The 19,335-nt window shown below is 57.9% G+C and carries 19 protein-coding genes and 1 pseudogene; 5 read left to right on the plus strand and 15 right to left on the minus strand.

Annotated elements, in window-relative coordinates:
• Positions 1-4 precede the first annotated feature (4 nt).
• Entirely contained in the window at positions 5-892 is an 888-nt protein-coding gene (locus PSH57_RS12840) for an AraC family transcriptional regulator (protein WP_305389886.1), read from the minus strand.
• 196 nt (positions 893-1,088) lie between these two features.
• Here PSH57_RS12840 and PSH57_RS12845 point away from each other — a divergent pair, with 196 nt between their 5' ends.
• Both PSH57_RS12845 and PSH57_RS12850 read left to right on the plus strand, forming a co-directional pair.
• Entirely contained in the window at positions 1,089-1,838 is a 750-nt protein-coding gene (locus PSH57_RS12845; RefSeq protein WP_305416632.1) for a glucose 1-dehydrogenase, read from the plus strand.
• Positions 1,839-1,902: 64 nt separating this feature from the next.
• Complete coding sequence (locus tag PSH57_RS12850) at positions 1,903-3,117, plus strand: MFS transporter (RefSeq protein WP_305389889.1); 1,215 nt, start codon at positions 1,903-1,905, stop codon at positions 3,115-3,117.
• Between the two features lie 104 nt (positions 3,118-3,221).
• Here the strand turns inward: PSH57_RS12850 and PSH57_RS12855 are convergent, their stop codons facing one another.
• From PSH57_RS12855 to PSH57_RS12875, 5 genes are all read right to left on the minus strand, one after another.
• Complete coding sequence (locus PSH57_RS12855) at positions 3,222-3,599, minus strand: cupin domain-containing protein (RefSeq protein ID WP_305389890.1); 378 nt, start codon at positions 3,597-3,599, stop codon at positions 3,222-3,224.
• Between the two features lie 44 nt (positions 3,600-3,643).
• Positions 3,644-4,399: an SDR family oxidoreductase gene (locus tag PSH57_RS12860; protein WP_305389891.1), complete on the minus strand. Its 756-nt coding sequence runs from the start codon at positions 4,397-4,399 to the stop codon at positions 3,644-3,646.
• A 208-nt stretch (positions 4,400-4,607) separates the two neighbouring features.
• A complete protein-coding gene (locus PSH57_RS12865; protein ID WP_305444898.1) occupies positions 4,608-4,859 on the minus strand; it encodes a LysR substrate-binding domain-containing protein in 252 nt (83 codons plus the stop codon).
• The gene (locus PSH57_RS12870; protein WP_305444900.1) at positions 4,846-5,520 is read right to left on the minus strand and encodes a LysR family transcriptional regulator; all 675 of its coding nucleotides are present in this window, start codon (positions 5,518-5,520) and stop codon (positions 4,846-4,848) included. The genes PSH57_RS12865 and PSH57_RS12870 overlap by 14 nt, the downstream gene beginning before the upstream one ends.
• 237 nt (positions 5,521-5,757) lie before the next feature.
• Positions 5,758-6,684, minus strand: coding sequence for a LysR substrate-binding domain-containing protein (locus PSH57_RS12875; RefSeq protein ID WP_305389893.1), 927 nt, complete (start codon positions 6,682-6,684; stop codon positions 5,758-5,760).
• 113 nt (positions 6,685-6,797) lie between these two features.
• Between PSH57_RS12875 and PSH57_RS12880 the strand changes: the two genes are divergently transcribed.
• Entirely contained in the window at positions 6,798-8,048 is a 1,251-nt protein-coding gene (locus tag PSH57_RS12880; protein ID WP_305444902.1) for a cation:dicarboxylate symporter family transporter, read from the plus strand.
• Between the two features lie 3 nt (positions 8,049-8,051).
• On the opposite strand, the gene PSH57_RS12885 is transcribed toward PSH57_RS12880, so the two are convergent.
• The 3 genes from PSH57_RS12885 to PSH57_RS12895 form a co-directional block, all read right to left on the minus strand.
• Complete coding sequence (locus PSH57_RS12885) at positions 8,052-9,647, minus strand: argininosuccinate lyase (protein WP_305389895.1); 1,596 nt, start codon at positions 9,645-9,647, stop codon at positions 8,052-8,054.
• 61 nt (positions 9,648-9,708) lie between these two features.
• Positions 9,709-10,950, minus strand: a complete 1,242-nt coding sequence (locus PSH57_RS12890; protein ID WP_305389896.1) for an OprD family porin — start codon at positions 10,948-10,950, stop codon at positions 9,709-9,711.
• A 419-nt stretch (positions 10,951-11,369) separates the two neighbouring features.
• Positions 11,370-12,062, minus strand: a complete 693-nt coding sequence (locus PSH57_RS12895) for a TetR/AcrR family transcriptional regulator (RefSeq protein WP_305389897.1) — start codon at positions 12,060-12,062, stop codon at positions 11,370-11,372.
• Between the two features lie 105 nt (positions 12,063-12,167).
• Here PSH57_RS12895 and PSH57_RS12900 point away from each other — a divergent pair, with 105 nt between their 5' ends.
• On the plus strand, positions 12,168-13,373 hold the full coding sequence (locus tag PSH57_RS12900) for an MFS transporter (RefSeq protein WP_305389898.1): 1,206 nt from the start codon (positions 12,168-12,170) through the stop codon (positions 13,371-13,373).
• A 61-nt stretch (positions 13,374-13,434) separates the two neighbouring features.
• Complete coding sequence (locus PSH57_RS12905) at positions 13,435-14,385, plus strand: alpha/beta fold hydrolase (RefSeq protein WP_305416636.1); 951 nt, start codon at positions 13,435-13,437, stop codon at positions 14,383-14,385.
• A 15-nt stretch (positions 14,386-14,400) separates the two neighbouring features.
• Here the strand turns inward: PSH57_RS12905 and PSH57_RS12910 are convergent.
• The 6 genes and pseudogenes from PSH57_RS12910 to PSH57_RS12935 all read right to left on the minus strand — a co-directional run.
• Positions 14,401-14,496 (minus strand): annotated as a pseudogene (locus PSH57_RS12910) (AAA family ATPase); the annotation flags it as partial.
• Positions 14,497-14,539: 43 nt separating this feature from the next.
• The gene (locus PSH57_RS12915; protein WP_305389900.1) at positions 14,540-15,070 is read right to left on the minus strand and encodes a nucleotidyltransferase family protein; all 531 of its coding nucleotides are present in this window, start codon (positions 15,068-15,070) and stop codon (positions 14,540-14,542) included.
• Positions 15,071-15,227: 157 nt separating this feature from the next.
• On the minus strand, positions 15,228-16,037 hold the full coding sequence (locus tag PSH57_RS12920; protein ID WP_305389901.1) for an NYN domain-containing protein: 810 nt from the start codon (positions 16,035-16,037) through the stop codon (positions 15,228-15,230).
• Positions 16,038-16,437: 400 nt separating this feature from the next.
• On the minus strand, positions 16,438-17,439 hold the full coding sequence (locus tag PSH57_RS12925; protein WP_305389902.1) for an NAD(P)H-quinone oxidoreductase: 1,002 nt from the start codon (positions 17,437-17,439) through the stop codon (positions 16,438-16,440).
• Positions 17,436-17,774, minus strand: a complete 339-nt coding sequence (locus PSH57_RS12930) for a carboxymuconolactone decarboxylase family protein (protein WP_305389903.1) — start codon at positions 17,772-17,774, stop codon at positions 17,436-17,438. The genes PSH57_RS12925 and PSH57_RS12930 overlap by 4 nt, the downstream gene beginning before the upstream one ends.
• Positions 17,775-17,785: 11 nt before the next feature.
• Entirely contained in the window at positions 17,786-19,222 is a 1,437-nt protein-coding gene (locus PSH57_RS12935) for an NAD-dependent succinate-semialdehyde dehydrogenase (RefSeq protein WP_305389904.1), read from the minus strand.
• Positions 19,223-19,335: the final 113 nt, after the last annotated feature.

The raw sequence follows: 19,335 nt of genomic DNA on the forward strand, positions 1-19,335 counted from the left end.
GGTGCTATGGCGCCTCGATAACCTCTGGAGTGGACGTTCTGAACCTGGCGACATCGCGCGCCGGGGGCATCCCGAACAGACGCGCATATTCACGGCTGAACTGCGATGCGCTTTCATAACCCACCGTGAAAGCGATTGAGGCGGCATCGCGGGGCTCGAACAGCAACAACCAGCGCGCCCTGAGCAGGCGCAGACGCTTCTGATATTGAATGGGCGTCATGCCGGTGATGGATTTGAAGTGGCGATAGAACGACGCGACGCTCATATCAGTCATTGTCGCCAGTGGCTCGACGTGAAAGGGTTCAGTGTAGTGTTCACCGATCCATTGGGTGGCGCGGCGGACCTGCGCCAAACGGCCGTCCGGGCGAGCTATTTCACGCAGCATTGGTCCTAACGGTCCTTGCAAGACTCGAAACAGAATCTCTCGCTCAATCATCGGCCCTAGCACTGCAGCTTCGTTTGGGCGATCCATCAGCCGCATCATGCGTAACCAGGCATCAATCATTTCAGCAGGTGCTGACACCGCACAGAAGCGACTCGTGGCTGGTTGCTCGGCCGTCAGGGTCTCGCCCGTCAGCAGCGTGGCGATGACGTTCGGGTCCAGGGTCAGACTGATCGCAAGATAGGGCCGCCCCGGCCCGCTCGGATGAATCTCGCCGGTGGCGGGCACATCCACAGGCACGAGGAAATAGGTGATCGGCAAGTACTGCAGAACCTGATCGCCGATAGACAAGGTTTTGGCACCCTGGAGTACCAGGTGCAGCATCGGCTGATAAACCTGACTGGCACACGCCTCTGCCTGGACCATCGCCACCCGAGGCAGTCCGGTGTCCGTCCATTGGGTTTCTGCGCGCATTACCAGACTGCGCAGTTCATCGATCGCGTTGTTCATGTGCATGAACATGGGCCACAGCAGCGGGCAAAGCAAGCTATGTGAGAAGAATAGGCAAGCATCCGAGAACAACTGGCAAGCGTCTGGGCTTCTGTTGCCCGAATACTGTGAGCAAGCGGCAGGTTGCTGTCAGGCCATACAACCTGACGGCGAATGTCCATGCGACACATCACTCAACTTTGGAAAAGGTAACCCCATGAAGCTTGAAGGAAAGATTGCTGTTGTCACTGGCGCATCAAAAGGTATCGGTGCCGGTATCGCCAAAGCGTTAGGTGCGGCGGGCGCTACGGTCATTGTGAACTATGCCTCGAGCAAATCTGGCGCTGACGCGGTTGTTGCACAGATTCAGGAGCAGGGCGGTAAAGCCGTTGGCATCCAGGCAGACATGAGCAAGGCCGTCGACGTGATCCGTTTGTTCGATACGGTCAAGGCCGACTACGGCACGTTGGATATTCTCGTCAATAATGCCGGTGTAGCGGTGTTCCAGATGATCGAAGACCTCACCGAGGAGGCGTTCCACCAGCAATTCAACGTCAATGTACTCGGGTATCTTTTGGCGGTTCGAGAAGCCGTCAAGCTTCTTGGCCCATCGGCCAGCATCATCAACATCAGCTCAATCCTCAGCACCGATCCCTATTTGGCTTCCAGTGTCTATTCAGCCACCAAGGGCGCGGTCGATACGTTGACGTTCGCGTTGGCGCGAGAGCTTGGACCGCGTGGTATCAGGGTCAACTCGATTTTGCCTGGTCACACCAACACGCCAGCGACTGACGGTAACTTCGCTGGTGAGTTTGGCGAAACACTGATCGCTGGCACACCGCTGGGCCGTTTCGGCGAGCCCGAAGACATCGCACCGCTGGCGGTGTTCCTGGCGTCCGAGGACTCGCATTGGGTAACAGGCGAATCCATCCGAGCTTCGGGTGGCGTACGAGGGGTTGGTTACTAAACACCACCGATTAAAGCTGTAGGCGCACGGTGACGTGCGTCTGTAGATACTCAGGTTCCAAATTATGACCCAAGCCTTAGCCGCAGCAGGTGTTCACTCCGATTCATCCCCTTCGTCTATTTCTTCTCCCGGTCCCGCTTCATGGAGTGCGGTTGCAGCCATTGGTGTAGGGGCGTTTGCTCTCGTTACAGCAGAGTTCCTGCCTGTCGGGCTACTCCCTCAAATTGCCAGTGATCTAATGATCAGTGAGGGACAAACAGGCCTCATGATCACTATTCCAGGTCTCGTGGCGGCCTGTTCGGCACTCTTGACGATCAGTTTGGCCAAGTCTTTTGATCGCAGGCACGTACTTTGGGTCCTGCTCAGTCTCTTGGTCGCGTCTAACGCACTAATGGCATGCGCAAGTGGATTAATCGTTCTGTTAGCGGGTCGTGTCCTGCTTGGCATTGCGGTGGGCGGATTCTGGACTATCGGTGTTGCGCTTGGCCCGAGGTTGAGACCCGACGCGGTGGGACGGGCGACATCGATTATCTTTTCGGGGGTTACGCTTGGCACTGTCGCAGGCATCCCGACAGGGACGCTGCTTGGAGGCATTTTCGGTTGGCGAATGGCATTCGGCGTTTTCGCCGTATTGGCCTCATTTGTCGTCATTGCGTTAGTACTGCTTCTGCCATCGATTCGTCCAGAAAAGTCATCGGGTCTCGGGCAGATACCGAGGGTGCTGAAACAGCCTGAGGTTCAGGTGGGGCTGGTGGCGGTGATCCTCATATTTACCGGACAATTTGCAGCTTATACCTACATCACGCCCTATCTGAATCAAATCAGCGGGATTGAATCGAACGAGCTGAGCTTGCTGCTATTGGGATATGGCGTTGCCGGTGTATTTGGCAATCTGTTTTGCGGATGGTGTGTCGAACGTGATGTGCGCCTGGCAGTGTTGGGAACATCGCTGCTATTGGGGTTCGCAATGTTATTGCTCGCTTGTATGGGCAACAACCCACTGCTGGCAGTAGCTGCTGTCATCACTTGGGGGTTCGGGTTCGGGATGTTGCCCATTGCCATTCAGAACTGGATTTTCAGGGCAGCGCCTGATCGCCTGGAAAGCGTGGCGGCGCTATTTGTTTCCATCGCTCAGCTCGCAATGGGGGGAGGGGCATTGATGGGAGGATTGGCGGTCGATCACTATGGCGTCGCGAGCGCCGTTTGGCTAGGAGCAGTGGGTGCCTTGGGCGGGGCAATATGGATTTTTGTACGCTTCCCGCACAAGCAGATTAGATAGGTACCGTAACAAGCCAGCACGAATGGCTAGCTCGCCGGTATCAGCCATTTGGGTTGAGATCCCCCAAGCCAAGCGTCTATCTTTTTCTCTTCAGTCAGTCCTTGTCATTTAGTCGCTGTGCTTATCCATGGACCCTCACCGTGAACCTGAACGATGGTTTCATGTTCATTCCACGTGAAATGTGAGAGTCCAGGTGGAAACACGACAACTCCACCGGGTTTGAGTGGCACGCAACTGGCTCTGTCAAACGTTTCGCCCACTCCGACATAGAGGACCCCGGAGATCACCGTGTTGCGCTCTGCGAAAGGCGCGAGGTGTGAGTGTGGGGTTGCCTCAAGGCCAGCAGGTAGCTTGACTCGGGCAATGAAAGGACCGGGCTCGGTGATCGAGCCTTCGACGTCGAAATACTTGATCTCAGGTGCTCCGGGGAAATCCTTCCAATTTGTATCTTCAAAAATCGAAATAATGGCTGAGCGATTCAAAGCATTGATCCTTGTTCGTAAAGAGGAAGGCGGTGGTGGGAACGTCAGACTTGCGCCTGGCCGCCATCTGCAAAAATTTCGGCGCCATTCACAAAACTGGCGTCGTCAGAAGCCAGAAATAGCGCGACTCTGGCAATCTCTTCTGGCTCACCGACACGGCCCAAGGGGATGCGTGTACTGAGATAGTCGAGCATACCCTGTTGCTGAGCCGGATCTTCGCCAGCGAAGTCGAGGAGAAATGGTGTACGGACTGGGCCCGGGCTCAAAACATTCACACGAATGCCAGTCCCTTTGAGATCAAGTACCCAACTACGCGCCAGGTTGCGAACAGCTGCTTTGGAAGCGGAGTAGACACTGAACGCAGCGGTGCCCTCAATGCTGGCGCTCGAGCCTGCCAGGATGATCGACGCACCCTTGGCCATGAGTGGCAAGGCTTTCTGAACGGTCAAAATCGTGCCCTTAACATTTCGCCCGAACGTATCATCGACGTGTGCTTCGGTGATCTGTTCCAGAGCAAGCATGCTCCCGCCACCGGCGTTGGCGAATAACACATCAAGGCCGCCTGCTTCGGCCTTGATTTGATCAAACAACCGCTCAAGATCTGTGCTGCGGGTTGAATCTGCCTGGACGCTGGTGACGTTGCCGCCGATTTCGTCCTGCGCCGCTTTCAGGGTGTTCTGGTTGCGACCGGTTATGTAGACATGCGCGCCTTCAGCCGCGAACAGTTTCGCGGTGGCCAGACCGATGCCACTGGTAGCGCCGGTAATAAGGGCGATTTTGCCGTCAAGTCTATCCTGCATGGTGATGTTCCCTAGCGTCAGGAGCGCGGCTTATCCGAAAAAGTCGAATCAGCCTCCTGAATCGAGTCTAGAGCCGTTCAAAACGCAGCAGAAGCCCGCCACGGTGAAGACATAATCTACCTCACGGGATAATCGGATCAGCGCGTGACGTTGTGTTCACTGAGCGCAATGGATGTGTCGCAGCGGACATTTTTTTGTGGCGAAAAAACTACCCAGGCTTGCAGTCTTCTCTACTGAACAACTCGACGGCCCAGTCAGCGAAGGCGCGTAGTTTCGCGCTCGGGTGGCGGGTTGCCGGATACACAAGCTGGATCGGATGTGAGGGTTGAGTCCAGTCTTCCAGGATCGGAACCAACTGACCCGTGCCCAAATGCGCTCGCGCGCTGAAACGGAAAATCTGGCCGATGCCCAGTCCCGTCAGCACCGCTTCCGTGAGGGCGGTGCTCTCACTCACGTTCATCACTGAACGCCCGTTTGATTTCGTACTTCTGGGCGCCTTGACTGAAATGCAGCGGCAACGATTTACCAGTGTGTGGAAAGAAGTAGCGAATGGTTTGATGATGCTCTTCGAGTTCCTGGGGGTGCCGCGGGATTCCGTATTTAGAGAAATAAGCGGGAGTAGCACACGTCACATAATCGATACTGCAAAGGTGTCGCGCGATGAGTGAGCTATCAGGCAGAGCTCCGCCGCGAATCACGCAATCGACACCCTCACCGATGAGGTCGGCAGGACGATCACTGACACCCAGAAGCAGCTCCAAAGCGGGATAGCGTGCTTGGAATTCAGGTAGCGCCGGAATGATGACCAGGTTCGCCAGTGATGAACCGACGTCAACGCGAAGCCTACCGTGGGGGCTGACTCGCGCTTCCCCCGCGGTTGTGTCCATTTCGTCCAGCTGTGCCAGGAGCGCCAAGGTTTGTTCCCGGTATGCTTCACCCGCCGCAGTAATGGTGAATGAGCGCGTACTGCGCTCGACGAGTTTTACACCCAGATGCTGCTCAAGGTCCTGTAGTAGCTTGCTGACTGATGAGCGAGGGATATTGAGCGAGTCTGCCGCTTTGGCAAATGAGCGGGCATCTGTGATTCGAATGAAAACCCTCATGGCGAGAAGTTGGTTCAATGCTGCGCTCCTGCAACAGGTGAGGGAGAGACGTAACCGGCTACGTCCACAGTCGCATTGCTTTCTATGCTCGAAGCGGCATAACAGCGGCGTTTCTGAAAGACCTGCACCGTACACCTCCACCGATCGTTGGAATACCTAAAGAGGTGTTCACTCGAGAGGATTGAAAATGAAATATGAATGTTCCTGGTTCAGTGGTGGCCCCAGCGCGTGGCGCTCGCTCCTGGTTCTCAATCCTCAAGGCAAGGTGCTCTGTTTGCGATAGGTCTTTGCCAAGTCCCGAGCCAGCACGACGAAATTGTGCAATGCGGGTGATTCGTTGGTCTGGCGGCAGACCAGCGTCAGCGGCGCGACCAGGCGGGGGCGGGCGCCCAAGATGCGCCGGTAGACGACACTTTCCCGGTGAATGTCGCGCATCGAAGCTGGCACCACTGAAACCCCCTCGCCAGCCGCCACCAGGCTGACATTGGTCAGCATCCTTTCTACCTCGAAAGCGACTCGCGGTTCGAAGCCGGCCGCCTCGCAGGCTCGCAACAGATTGGCGTACATCCCTGGCGCGCCGGGCCGCCGCACCAGGATGAAGGGCTCGTCACGTATGGCCCGCAGCTCGACGGCATCGGGATACTCGGCCAGTGCGGGGTGGCCAACCGGCAACACCATCAATAACTCTTCCACTAGCAGTCGGTGGAACTCGATTCCGTCTGGTCGGCTGACCGGCGCACGAAGGAGGCTCACGTCCAACTGGCCGGCGCTGGCACGTTCGGTCAGGCGACCGGCGTTGCCTTCGGCGAGCGTGATCGCCACCGCCGGGTACTGTTCGCGAAAGGCACGGATGATGCGCGGAATCAGCGGGTGCGCCGCGGCCGACGAGGTGAAGCCAATCGCCAATGTGCCTTCCACTCCTTTGGCCACCCTCGCGGCCCGACGCGAACCGTCCTGCACGCGGGCCAGGATGGCCTTGGCCTCCTCCAGAAACACGGCACCGCCGGTGGTCAGGTCCGCGCCCTTGGGATGGCGTTTGAACAATTCGAACCCGAGTTCCGTTTCCAGCGCGCGGATCTGTTGGCTCAGCGGAGGCTGTTGCATGTTCAGGCGCGCGGCGGCGCGGGTGAAATGGCCTTCTTCGGCGACCATGACGAAATAGCGGAGATGGCGAAGTTCCATATAAGCGGGAGTCCTGGTGGGGCTGGAGCAGACCGGTGGCGCAACTGCGGCGCCTGATCGGTTAGGATACGGGGCACTGAAGCGACTAAAACAACAATATTGCGCGACGGCCCATGATTTTAGCCAAGCTATACCGCAACGATACCCTGCTGATCCTGATCGCGATTGCCTTGGGCATATCGCTCGGTGTCGTGCAGCCAGAATTGGCGACGCGGATGAAACCGCTGAGCGATGTTTTTCTCGGTGTGATCGGCCATGCGGTACCGCTGGTGATGTTCGTGCTGGTGGTGTCTTCTGCGGTAGCGGGTTTCGGCGAACGCGGGCAAAAGACGCGATGCGCCAGCCGCGTGCTGGCGTACTTCCTGCTGATGACTGTGCTGTCGCTGATCACCGGGGCGGCACTGGCGATATTGCTGGCGCCTGGCGGCGGTGAGTCGCTCCCGGCTTCCGTCGCGCGGCCGATTAGCGATCTGCCCTCGGCGGTGATGACCAGCCTGGCTCAGATAATGGCTCATACCGTTATTCTTCCCGTGTTGTTGGCGGCATTGGTGTTCGGCCTGGGGATTGGCTATGCCGGCGATGCGGGCGAGCCGCTGCGGCGCAGGCTGGATGCGCTGGTTGGCTGGCTGCTATGGGCGCTGCGCAAGGTGCTCAGATTCGCGCCGCTGGCCGCCTTCGGGGCAATGGCCTTCACAGTGGGACGCTATGGGCCAGCATCCGCCTGGTCGCTGCTCAAGTTCGTGGGCACGGTCTATTTCGCCTGTTTGCTGTTTGTCACCCTGGTGCTGGGCCTGACGGCGCGGTGTACCGGCTTCGGGTTATGGCGTCTTATCGCCTACATCAAGGCGGAGCTTTGTCTGGTGGCCTTTACCGGCGCTTCGGTGGCGGCGGTGCCAGGGTTGATCGAAAAACTTGAACGGGCCGGTTGCGATCGCCGGGTGGTGCGGCTGGTGCTCAGCACCGGCTACACCTTCAACCTCACCGGCTCGAACATCTACCTGACCTGCGCCCTGGTGTTTCTCGCCCAGGCCGCGGGTGTTGTGCTGGATGGACCGCTACTGGTGATGCTGCTGTTGGTGACGCTTGTGACCTCGATGGGTTCGACCAGCGCGGCTGGCTCTGCCTTTCTGACGCTTGCGGCCACGGTCGCGGGCCTGAATCTGGTGCCGCTGGAAAACCTCGGTCTCTTGCTCGGTGTCGAGCGATTGATGAAATGCCGATCACTGACCAACGTGATCGGCAACAGCCTGGCGTGTGTGGTGATCTCGGCCTGGAGTGGTGCGCTGGACCGCCTGGCCCTGCGCGAGGCGCTGATGCCCCGGAGGAAAACGGCGCTTCCCGACGCTGTCGCAGGGAAGCGCTAGGGCTCAGTTCTTCAGTAGGGCGCCAAAGGCATTGCCCAGGGTGGTCTCGGCCTTCGCCAGCCGGTCACGGCGACCATTGGCCCAGTGCTGATCACCGGCCAGCGCGTCGTTCGCTTCCTTGAGCATGCGCTTGACCTCAGCCGGTTGCGGGCCGCCCGTGCCGACGCGGGTCTTGACCATGTTCTGCGGCGACAAAGTGGCCCGGAAAGCCGACTCACTCAGCGGCAGGGTGCGGGTCTTCCAGTTGTACTTCTGCGCTGCTTTGGTGAACAGTTGCTGCGCCTCGGCGTAGGGGAAGTTGGCCGGCACAAAACCTTCCTTGCGCGCATGACCAACCACCATCGAGGCGAAACTGTGACCGATGCGGAAGGGCACCTTGTGCTCACGCTCCAGGGTGTCGGCCAGCTCCATCGAGGTGGTCCATTCGCCTTCCAGCTCCTCCAGCGCACGCTGCGGATTGACCACCAGCGCATCCAGGACCTGGCGCGTGCGGACGAACATCTGCTGCGCATTATCGAACAGCCCGAGCGCATCGAAGGCGAACTTGTAGTCAGTCATCCCGGTGGTCACGTTGTGCGCACGCAGGGTGACGGTCTGGGCAAGCCCCACCACATCGGTGGCCGATTCCCGCGCGCGCATGATCAGGCCCGGGTTGCGCTTCTGCGGCATGGCGCTGCTGGTGTAGGTGGCGCCTTCCTCAAGCAGCAGCCAGGGGCGAATCTGATGATATTGCGTATGGATGTCGCCCAGCATCGCGCCGACACGGATCGCTGAAGACGAGGCGATCCCGGCCGCCTCGATGGGGATGTCATAGGTCGAGACCTGTCCGGCATCCAGCGAATTTTCGCGCACACCATCGAAACCTAGCAGTTCGGCCAGGCGCTCACGGTTGAGCGGCCAGCCGGAATTGGCCAGCACCGCCGTACCCATAGGGCTGAGATTCAGACGCTCGTACAGCTCGCGAATACGCTGGGCGTCGCGCTCGAACGCGGCCTCGTAGGCCAGCAGGTAATGGGCGTAGGTGATCGGCTGCGCCTGCACGCCATTGGTGTAGGCGGGGATCAGTGTGTCGACGTTATCCTTCGCCAGCTTCAGCAGTTGCGCGCGGGTGTCATTCATCGCATCGGTGTAATCGAGCAGTTGGCTGCGCAAGGTCGCGAGGCGGTAGGTGGCGTACATGTCCTGGCGACTGCGGCCGGAGTGGATCAGCGAGGCCTGCGGGCCGATCTTGTCGATCATGATGCGCTCGATCTGTAGCACGTCGCTGGGCTTCTTGCCGTCGGGTTTGCCGGCCTGATCAATCACGTACTCAACGCCGCGGGCGATCTCTTGCCCCTGCTGACGGCTGACGATGTCTTCTTCGGTCAGCATGACGATGGACGCTTTGTTGATCCGGTTGACCCAGGCGAACTGGTTGTCGTGTTTGCTGGGCTTGGCAGCGGCACGATCGACCGTCGCGCCAATCTTCGCCGCCTCGGCCGCGCATTCAGCCGTGGTGCGGCAGGGCAGGTCGGCAGTGTCTGCCGCCTGTGCGCTCAGATGGGTGGTGGCCAGGGCGAACGCCACGGCCAGGGACAGCAGTGTCTTTTGCAAAGTCATGATGAATATCCTGTTCAGCAAACCGTTGCCCGCTCGGGCAACGGTACGGTGTGGGCGGGCGTTAGAGCAGCGACAAGGTGTAGCTGAGGATGAAGCGGGTCTGATCGATGTCATTGCCCGTGCTTCGGTAGGTGCCGTTGCGCAGCTTCACGCCGAAGTTCTTCAGAGCGCCTTGCTGGAACACGTAGCCGATGTCGGTATTGCGTTCCCACTCACGGCCGTCGCGTCCGCCAGGGCCGTCGAAGTCGTCGCCCCGTACATAGCGGGTCATGAAGCTCAACCCAGGCAGGCCCAAGGCCGCGAAGTCGTAGTCGTAGCGCAACTGCCAGGACTTCTCGCCGGGGCTGGCGAAGTCCGGCGAGATCATCACGTAGTTCACCAGATACGAATTGGTGCCATTGATATGCGGAAAACCCGTCTCGCCACTCATCTTCTGGTACGCCGCACCGAACGCGTGACCGCCCAGCTCATAGGTGAACTTGGCGCCAAAGGCATCGTTGTCGACGTTGGTGTTCCCAGCCTCGGTGGAACGGGCGAAGCGCAGATCGCTCTTGAACGCCTGGTCCTCGCCCAGCGCCAGCACGTGCGCCAGGTTGAAGATGTGCTGCTTGTAGTTCTGATCCAGATGGGCGTAGTGATAGCCCGTGGTCAGTTTGGGCGTCCAACGATAGCTGGCGCTGGCAAAATCGAACTGGTCGCTGGCCTGACCGCCTCTGATGCCTTTGCCGGCCACCAGCATGTCCTCATTGGCGGCGGAGTTGCGCAGGCTGTTCTGGGTCAGGCGACCGGCGTTCAGCGTCAGCCCTTTGATTTCCCGCGACGTCAGCATCCCGCCGCGAAAGGTTTGCGGCAGCAGGCGTGAATCGTTGGGCAGCACGGTCGGAAGCTTCGGCACCAAAGTCCCGGCGAACAGCGTGGTTTTCGAATAACGCGCCTTGGCTGTGACGCCCAACTGGCTGTACTCATCCGGGGCCTTGTCATCGCCGACCGGCAACAGACCGGAGTTCTGTCGGTCCGGCCCCGAGTCGAGCTTTACCCCCAGCAGGCCAATCGCATCGATACCAAACCCCACCGGCCCTTCGGTAAATCCGGACTGGTAATTGAATAGAAAGCCCTGCGCCCATTCTTCGCGTTTCGACTGGTTAGCGTCTTCCTGTCGGTAATCGGCGTTGAAGTAGAAATTGCGCAGCTCCAGCGATGCCTTGCTGTCCGCAAGAAAGTCGGCCATGACCACACCCGGCAAACCCGCGCCCAGCGCAGCGGCCGCAATTGCCGCGGCGAGCGGCTTCGGTGACCTGTGCATTGATGTCTCCTGATTATTTTTATTGGAGGTGGACGCCGCCGACACAAGGCCACGCAGCGTCCGGGCGAATGCTAGTCACCGGTGCAAGGGAATTGAAAATATATGTTATGTACTGAGTTCAGATGTTTTGCGTATGGCTTGGGCGAATGGGCGTTTTTTGGCGGGGTACTTGCTGGACCCATTGTTTATTGGTCGTTGAATAACGAATAGGTCGACTGCGACAGCAGCGCAGTGCTCCATGAACAGCGCCTTAGCGGCAACGATGATGCGTTCTCTGGGCGGCAGTTGGGGAATCATCTCTAGAAGATAAACCCATCCGAGGGTTGATCCTGTTTGATGCGAAGGGCTTCGAATTGCCAAAAGCAGCTGTTCGTGACCGGCAGGAATCGGCCATCAACAGGCCAAGATCTCCTTTCGTCTCATTGGCTCGATGTCGATGCGTTTGCTGGGAGCGGGGGGTCGCTGTTTTCTGCCGTTTTGCCTGAACCAATAGTCGGACGACCGATACACCACGCATCCCATAGCGTCATGATTTGCGTCACCGCGTCATCTATCTGTTTGAGGGGCACGCCGTCTCGGGCCAGTACCGAAATCCCCAACAGAAAGCTGTCAAACACCGTGGCCAATGTCTCGGGCACGACCGTGGTTGGTAGCTCCCCGGATGCGATAGCGCGTTCGACACACGCCACCATCCCTGCACGGTTCAAGGATCTGGCGTCAGCCAGCGGCTGCGAGATGGCTTTGCTTTCATCCGTGCAGGCACTCAGCAGACCCAGCGCCACCAGGCATCCTGTCGGGTGGTCGGGCTCGCACTGCATTTTTGCGGAGCGCCGCAGCGTGAGTTCGATCGACTCTCTCGGGGGGAGTGTGGTGTCAAACAGACTATCGGTCACCCGGCCATGGGTGTTCAGATAACGCTCCATCACCTCATTGAACAGCGCCTGCTTTGAGCCGAATGCAGCGTAGAAGCTGGGTGCGGTGATGCCGCCGCCAATATTTGCCTTGAGCTGGCTGAGTGATGTTGCGTCGTAGCCGTGCTCCCAGAACAAATGCATCGCCTGAGTAATCGCCACGCCACGGTCAAAGGTGCGTGGGCGTCCCATCTGTGCCATGTGAACCTCCTTTCGATCAATTAAATACTAATCGATATATAAGTCGTTGACTAGATCGCGGCACACCTCCATATTGTACCGATCGATATATATGTGGGATAGCAAATGACTACAGATGAGCGACAGAGCGCAAAACTTCCGCTTGGGGCATTACTTGCACTGGCCATGACGGGTTTCATTTGCATTGTCACCGAGACCTTGCCAGCGGGCTTGCTGCCCGGAATTGGCAGTGGGCTGGGTGTCTCTGCGTCTCTGGCCGGACAGATGGTGACTGTCTATGCATTGGGGTCATTGCTGGCAGCAATCCCGCTGACCATTGCCACGCAAAGCTGGCGTCGTAGAACGGTACTGCTGGTGACCATTGTCGGTTTCCTGGCATTCAACTCCCTCACGGCGCTGTCTTCCGATTACTGGCTGACGCTGATTGCACGGTTTTTCGCCGGGGTTTCAGCGGGGCTGGCCTGGAGCCTTATCGCGGGTTACGCACGGCGCATGGTCGCCCCTCATTTGCAGGGGCGCGCATTGGCGGTGGCGATGGTGGGTACGCCCATCGCGTTGTCGTTGGGTGTGCCCATGGGAACCTGGCTGGGTGGATTCATGGGCTGGCGCCTGGCCTTTGGATTGATGTCCGGCATGACCCTGGTATTGATCGTTTGGGTGCTGATCAAAGTGCCGGATTATCCAGGCCAATCATCCTCACAGCGCATGCCGTTACGTCAGGTGTTTTTCACCCCAGGCGTCCGCTCGGTATTGGCTGTCGTCTTCACCTGGATGCTGGCCCACAACATTCTTTACACCTATGTCGCGCCCTTCGTTTCCAAGGCTGGGCTGAACAGTCACGTCGATTTGGTATTGCTCACATTTGGTGTCGCGGCACTGGCAGGCATCTGGCTCACGGGTCGGTTGGTTGATCGGCACCTGCGAACAACCGTGCTGGCCAGCCTTGCAACATTCTCAGCGGTTTCGATTTTCCTCGGAATGTTCTCAGGCTCCGTCACGGCCATTTACGTGGGTGTCTTCATTTGGGGACTGACCTTTGGTGGCGCGGCCACCCTGCTGCAAACAGCACTTGCCGACGCAGCAGGTAAGGGCGCTGACGTTGCGCTCTCCATGAACGTCGTGGTCTGGAACAGCGCTATTGCCGGCGGTGGACTGCTGGGTGGCGTGTTACTCGGCCAATGGGGAACGAGTGCATTTCCGGGCGTGTTGCTGGCGTTGCTATTGATCAGCCTGGCCATTGCATTTCGGGCACGGGCGCATGGTTTTCCGCAAGGTCAACGGCACACCACCCAGGCGCTCCACGGTCATTGATCGGGGATAGCACGCCTTCGCATGGTCGTAATTTTCAGTCATAACTCGATGGATAAATAAAATGAAAAAGCGCATTAGATTGGCCCTCGCCACAGTCGCAATCACCCTGGCTTTGCCATGCTTGGCTCAAGCGGCAGAGTTTCCTGTTCCAGCGGGATTCAAGAGTGAATTCAAAACCATAGACGGCGTCAGACTCCACTATGTGAAGGGCGGTTCCGGGCCTTTGGTTTACCTGGTCCACGGATTTGGTCAAGCCTGGTATGAGTGGCACAGCTTGATGCCCGAACTCGCGAAGACTCACACCGTAGTTGCGGTGGATTTACCGGGCCTGGGCGAGTCGGAACCGCCCAAGACCAGTTACACCGGCACTGACGTCTCGAAATATCTGTTCGCCCTCGCGACACAGCTAAGCGGCAATCAGCCGTTTGACTTGGTTGCGCATGACATCGGTATCTGGAACACCTATCCCATGGCAGTAACCCACCAAAGCCAGATAAGGAAACTGGTGTACATGGAGGCACCGATTCCCGACAAGCGCATGTACGATTTCCCGGCATTCTCACCACAGGGTGAGTCACTGGTCTGGCATTTCAGCTTCTTTGCCGCTGGCAACCAATTGGCCGAAAGGTTGATCACTGGGCATGAAAAGTTGTTCCTCTCGCACTTCATCAAAGAACACGCTACCAACAAGGATGCCTTTACGCCTGAGCTGCTCGATCTTTACGCCAAGTCATACGCCAAGCCTCATACGCTGAACGCGTCGTTTGAATACTACCGAGCGCTTAACCACTCGATCACTGAAAACGTCGAGCTGTCGAAGACTTCCCTGAACATGCCCGTGCTGGCAATCGGCGGTGGAGGGCACGGCGGAATGGGGCAATTTCAAGTGGATCAGATGAAACAGTACGCGACCGATGTACAAGGCCAAGTCTTGCCCAATTGTGGGCATTGGTTGCCGGAGGAGTGCTCCGCTGAATTGAACCCTCTGGTGGTCAAGTTCTTGAATAACTGACGAATGCCCTTCGCGCTCGGCCAGTTCGCGGTCGACCATCAGGCCCAGACGCTCATTGAAGCCGAGGTCGTTGATGTCCGGTGTGACGCGCTGCTCGCCAAGCGCTTTGATTGTCCAATAAGTTGCTTCGCCGGCATACTCCGAGCGTTTCGATTCAACTTTGGGTTTCTACGATCCTGAGCCAAGGCCAGCGAGCCTGATAACTTTTCACCTTCTGATCGAACAGGTCTGGCTTGGGATTCTTTGGGTTGATGCGAAGGAGTCCTTGCTCGGTGTCGGTCAGGCCGTTGGGAGCATAGACTTCGCCAGTTTCAACATCCAAACCAATGCAGGTACCGGAAACCAGGTAGCGATCAATTCCGTCTTTAGCCGACTGAAGCTGGGGATAGTCCGCACCAAACCGCTGGCGGTACCACAGGTGAACGCGAGCCTGATTCTTGATCTCAACGTTCACTTCGAGGTCTTGGAAGAGACGCTGAGCTGCGTTGATGACCTCATTCTCAGCGTCCCAAGACAGATTACTGTCGAAGTAAAAAACGTCGTAATCCTTCACCCCCCAAGCTGGCGGCAGTTGTGACTGATGATTCCAGACGGCTTGGAACAGGCAGCCTGCAGTGAGCATGCATTGATTCAAACCGAGTGAAGGTAAGCGCGAGGTGATTTCAGCGTTTATTGGATTGGCCATGGCTATCCTGACCAACCTTTCGACAGTTAACGTCATTTTCGTCCCTTTGGAATCGATATAGTCCTGGCGACCGGCAATACATCATAGTTTTGTAAAATTTCTCCAAAGACAGCGTTTTCACACCCTATGGGCCAAGAGCGGTCGTCGGTGACGGGGGCTACAAACCGGGCTGTCGATGCCGGGCATAGAGTACTGAACCACCCACTCCAGACGTTCCTCTAGTTTGTAGTTCAAACGTATCCGGATATCCCTTGATTAACTCACTGAGTTTTTTATAACCATGGGTGCGAGGGTCGAATTCAGGTCTCAATTTGCTGATGTTGGTGCCCAGCGCACCCAGGTGAACCCAGCCATCCTCGTCGGCAATGTCATCCAAGATCTTCGCAATGAAACTTACGGGTGCCTTGGGCAGTTTTTTTGCCTCGGGCGCACTGGCGACATTGACGGTCTCAATTTCGGCGGGTGACTCGGGTTCGGGTCGATCATGTCCATTGCTTGAAGCGCCAAGCACTTCACCGCGCAGCAATTCGGTATAGATGAACTTGTCGCAGGCCGATACGAACGGTCTCGGGGTTTTTTCTTCACCAAACCCATAGACCGTCAAACCTTCTTCTCGTAACCGCGATGCGAGTCGGGTGAAGTCACTGTCGCTCGAGACCAGGCAGAAACCATCGAAGCGGCGGGTGTACAGCAGGTCCATTGCGTCGATGATCAACGCACTGTCTGTTGCGTTCTTACCTTTGGTATACGCGAACTGTTGAATAGGCTGAATCGAATGGTCGAGCAGCACCTTTTTCCATCCGCCCAACTGAGGGCCAGTCCAGTCGCCATAGATCCGCTTGACGTTGGCGACACCATACTTGGCGATTTCTTCGAATAAACCTTCAACAATTGCCGCGGCGGCGTTGTCGGCGTCGATTAACACTGCCAAGTGTTTTTGCGTGACGGTGGGTGCGTGGATGGCCATAGGTCGTCCTCGAGTTGAGGACTTAAACATACCGTTAAAGCAACGACGAACAAAAGGGGCACCGCTGCCAGAGGGCATGAAACAGTGGGCGGCTGCGTTGATGAGTTTGAAGTTCGATAGGGGTAAGAAATGGCGAATCAACCAGACCCCGAGTCATGCATGTTGCGCCATGAGGTGCAGGGGGACGCGTCAACAGGGGAAGCCTATGGGCCAGGAAATAAGCTGGGTAATCAGGAGTCCGGGATGCCGATGCTGTTATCCGAGTTACTGAGAAGGCGAATACGACCGTAGTACCTGAGAAGCCATGGAACAAAGGGCCTAGCCCTGTGAAGACGGTTTTTCATCCTGAAGGGTGCCCACCAGGGGCACCGTTTTCAGTTCTATCGCAAGACGGCCAGACTCAAACCAAGTCTTCAGGCTGCAGGGTCAAAATGATTTTTCCGACGTTCGCTGAAGATTCCATCCGGCGATGTGCATCGGCAGCACGTGATAACGGGAACGTGCTGTCAACGACAGGCTCGAGGCTTGCAGCGCCATCGAAGCGATCAAGCCAATGCTCGCGGAAGCGCCTGATCATGTCGTGCTTCTCCGGCTGCGTGCGGGACTTCATGACCGTGCCAATGATTTGCAAGTGACGGTAGAGGATCTGCTCCAGCTCTATAGTTACTTTGCCGCCACCGCCGAGGATGCCAACCTGAATCAGGCGGCCGCCATGCGCAAGGGACGCGACGTTTCGTGCGAAGTAGGGCTCGCCGACGAAGTCGATGACGACATCGACGCCTCGACCGTTGGTTTTATCGGCAATGACTTCGGCGAAGTCCTGTGTCTTGTAGTCAATTGCAACATCTGCCCCCAAGTGCTCGACACGAGACAACTTGCTGCCTTCAGTTGTCGCATACACCGTGGCGCCTGTGGCGTAAGCCAGTTGCACGGCGGCAGACCCAACGCCTCCAGCAGCCGCGTGAATCAGCACCGAGTCGCTGGCCTTGAGCCGAGCCAGATGCATCATCGCTTCATGGGCGGTGACGAAGACCTCCGGAATTGCTGCCGCGTGCACATAGTCCAGCTGTGCAGGGATGTGCATGGCCATGCGGTAGTCGATTCGAGCCAGTTCGGCATAGGCGCCGCCTCCAACAACGCCCATCACTCGATCACCCACCTCAAATCCGCTCACCTCACTGCCTGCTTCGATCACCTCACCGGCGATCTCCAGCCCGATGATCAGGGAGTCACCGAAATTAGGATGGCCATAGCCACCCGTTCGATGAGTCAGATCCGCACGGTTCACTCCCGCGGCATAGACACGCACTAGCAGGTCGGTAGGCCGCACTTCAGGGTTGGCAGCCTCTGCGAGTTCCAGGACGTCTGCGGCACCAAATTCTCTGATGTTGATGGCTTTCATGCTGGGTTTTTCTCCGATTCGGTAAACGTGGCGTTGGCGATAGCAGACGCGGTAATGGCACCAGGGAAGCCCACGTAGAAAGCCAGGTGAGTGATCGCCGCGGCAATTTCGTCATGGTTAACGCCATTGCCGACCGCCCGGCGTAAATGAGCGGGCAATTCTTCCGAGTGGCCTCCGGCGATCAATGCGGCCACGGTGATCAGGCTGCGGTCGCGGGGGGACAATGCCGGATCGCTCCAGATCTGCGGATAAAGCGTCGAGTCGACGAACTGCGACAGCTTCGGAGTGAACGCGCGCGCCGCTTCGCGGGGACTGCTGAAATTGATCTTGGACATGGGAATCCTCCTTAAACCTGGCTGATGAATTTGTGGGTCAGATAGTGCTCGATGCCTTCAATGCCGCCTTCCGAGCCATGACCGCTTTCTTTCATGCCGCCGAACGGAAGCTCGGTGGCGACGATGCGGTATTGGTTGATCCCGATCATTCCGGCCTCCAATCCGTCAGCAACGTCAATTGCGGTTCGCGCACTGGATGTGAATGCGTACGCTGAGAGCCCGTAGGGCAGGCGGTTCGCTTCTTTCAGTCCATCCGCCAATTCATCGAACGGCATCAGCACTGCGATGGGGCCAAAGGGTTCTTCGTGCATGACTCGGGCGTTCAGCGGCACATCCGCCAGAACGGTGGGCTGGAAGAAGAAGCCTTCACGTGACAAGGCTTCGCCACCGACCAATACCCGTGCACCTTTCTCGACGGCATCGGCCACCAGTTCTTCCATCTTTGCCAATTGCCTTGGGTTGGCCAAGGGACCTACTTGAGTGTCTGGATGCAGGCCATCGCCGATTCTCAGGGCTTTGGTTGCAGCGACAAAGTGATCGACAAATGCTTGATAGGCACCACGCTGGATCAGAAATCGAGTGGATGAAATGCACACCTGTCCGGTCCCACGAAACCGGTTCGCGACACCTTCGGTTGCAGCCTTTTCAATATCTGCATCTTCGAATACGAGCACGGGGCCGTGCCCACCCAACTCAAGGGTGATGGGCTTAACGCCTTCGGCAGCTCGGGCAGATAGCAGGCGACCGATGGGCACTGAGCCGGTAAAGGTCACTTTGCGAATGATCGGTGAGGCGATCAGATGGCTGGACACTTGATCCGGTACGCCGAAGACCACCTGCAGCACCCCTTTGGGCAAGCCTGCGTCGTCGAGCGCACGAGCCAGGGCCAGCGCTGTGGAAGGACTTTCTTCACCTGGTTTGAGGATAACGCTGCACCCGGCGGCCAAGGCTGCCGAGAGCTTGCGGGCTGGAGTAATGGCCGGGAAGTTCCAGGGTGTGAACGCTGCCACTGGGCCGATGGCCTGGCGTTTGACCAGTTGCAGTACGCCAGGACGGTTGGCCGGTACCACGCGGCCATCAATACGCCGGGCGCTCTCGGCGAACCACTCGAAGTATTCCGCCGCACGTGTCACTTCATCCATGCTTTCACCCAGTGGCTTGCCTTCTTCCAGGGTCATTTGCGCGGCGATGTGCGGGGCTCGTTCAATGATCAGGTCGGCGGCCCGCTTGAGGATTTTTGCGCGTTTGTCAGGTACGGTCTGGCGCCATTGTTCGAAGCTCAGTCGAGCCACCTCAAGGGCGTTATCAAGGTCACCTGCGGTGGCGAGGGGGACGCGCCCGATAATCCGTCCGGTCGCCGGGTTAACGACAGCAGCAGTGTCGCGCCCTTGGTCACTGATCCATTCACCACCGATGAAAAGATAAAGCGGGTCGTAGGGAGTGTTCATGATGTGGCCTTCATTTGGTTGTCAGGGTTTGGTATGACGCTCGGCGCCTGAGTGGCTTTGCCGCAGGGCCTGTTGAGGCGGCCTGTGCAACCAAGTCTATGGAAGGCGACACC

The sequence above is a fragment of the Pseudomonas hefeiensis genome, from assembly GCF_030687835.1.
GTDB lineage: Bacteria > Pseudomonadota > Gammaproteobacteria > Pseudomonadales > Pseudomonadaceae > Aquipseudomonas > Aquipseudomonas hefeiensis.